The organism is Desulfobulbus rhabdoformis, from assembly GCF_016919065.1.
GTDB classification, from domain to species: Bacteria; Desulfobacterota; Desulfobulbia; order Desulfobulbales; family Desulfobulbaceae; genus Desulfobulbus; species Desulfobulbus rhabdoformis.
This window is the reverse complement of the sequence record NZ_JAFFQA010000114.1, coordinates 1-1,636: the sequence shown is the minus strand read 5'-3', so window position 1 is coordinate 1,636 and position 1,636 is coordinate 1. Positions and strand designations below refer to the sequence as shown.

1 protein-coding gene is annotated in these 1,636 nt (G+C 49.0%); it reads right to left on the bottom strand.

The features are described 5' to 3' along the window. Positions 1-267: 267 nt before the first annotated feature. Positions 268-1,636 (bottom strand): TonB-dependent receptor plug domain-containing protein (locus tag JWJ90_RS22605; protein WP_205229479.1); only part of this gene is annotated, 1,369 nt, incomplete at its 5' end.

Below are 1,636 nucleotides of genomic sequence, written 5' to 3'. Positions count from 1 at the left end.
CCCCCCTGTCGCCACGACGGCTGTCGGCCGACTTGCCAACAACTCGGAGCTCCTTGCCCTGGAGGGGAAGAGCTATCGAAAAGGAAAAAGGTCATAAGGATGTCTTGAAGAATTACATTTTCAATCAAGGCCAGGTAAACGCAGACTCCGAGGGATTGGCAGAAAAACAATGACCTGAATCCGTGAGCATACCCTTCGCCCCTGTAAAAGGACACGTTGTTCAGTGTCCATCCGTCGTCACGGATTCAGGAATCATTCAAGACTCCCTTATAAGGTATACCGAAGGCCGATATAGGCCTGTACGGGGTCTTGAAGAAAATAATCATTTTCCTCATCAAAAAGATTCTCAACACCGACGTACACAGCATAGTTTTTGCCAAATTTCTTTTCAATATGAAGGCCAACGCCGTCATAGCCATCTATTGCCGCTCCCAGACCGTCTTCACAGTCGCCAAAATAGAAGTAGCGTAGCTGTGTTTCGAGCGATAACCGGGGAATCAGCCAGGTTACTTTCAGTTGCCCTTTCCACTCTGGCTCTGTGGCCAAATCGTAGCCTGTCTCTTTATTTTCTGTTTGCAGCCACGTGATATGACCGGAAAAGTGTAGATTTTTGGTGAGATCAATTCCACCGGCGAACTCCAGGCCATAGGTTTCGGCACTTTCGATATTTGCATACGTAAAAGTGGTTATACCGCCGGATGAACCTGTCTCATGGGCTTCGATAAGGTCTTCTAGGTCGTTATAGAAGAAAACAAGAGAAGAACGGATTGTGTCGGTGTGTCCTTCAAGACCAATTTCAAAGCTATCGGATATTTCAGGATCAAGATTATCATTGCCCACATACAGGTATTTTCCCTGTTTTTTGGTGGTGCTGCCATACAGCTCATCCAGGGTGGCTGCGCGAAATCCTTTCCCATAGCTGGCCCAGACCTTGAAATTTTGTTGATAGAATGTAGCAATGAGACGAGGCGTAAGGTGATTGCCGGCGCTGTCGTAATCGTCATATCGCAGGCTTCCTGTGATATTGAATTGTTCCGAGGGGTTCCAGGAAAGTTGACTAAAGAGCGCACCACTTTTTTCAGATGCTCCGCCCTCATAGCCGCTATTCATTTGAGCACCTTCGAGTTTTTCTTCCCGGCCTTCTACACCTGTTGTGACGAGGAGTTCGGGAGTGAACTGGTAGAACGTCCTGATTTCTGCCTGCACAAGATCCCTTTCATTGGAATCGGCATTGGCATAAGGGGAAAAATCCCACGACCCTTCACTGTGATTGCCATAGACCCGTGCTGTGGCGCTGAAGCTCCCTATATCGCCTGTATCATACTGAAGATAGCCGCCAACACGGTTGTCGTCGCCCTGGCGGATTCGGTTTTTTTTCATGTAGTACCGAAGGCCATCACGCTCAAAACGCGACCATTCGCCACCGAAAGAGACCGTGTGTTCTCCTGGAAGATCAAGTACTGAACGAAGATAGACCGAATCAAGCTCGGTATCGTCAACCTCCTGGCTGGTCGAAATATCTGTATCATAGCCGTCCTGTTTTGCATGACTCACGGCGATGGTTGAGCGGAGCGGACCAAAGGCCGAACCTGCCATTGCCTGAATACTCTGTTCGGCAGCCTGCCCCACCCCTCCT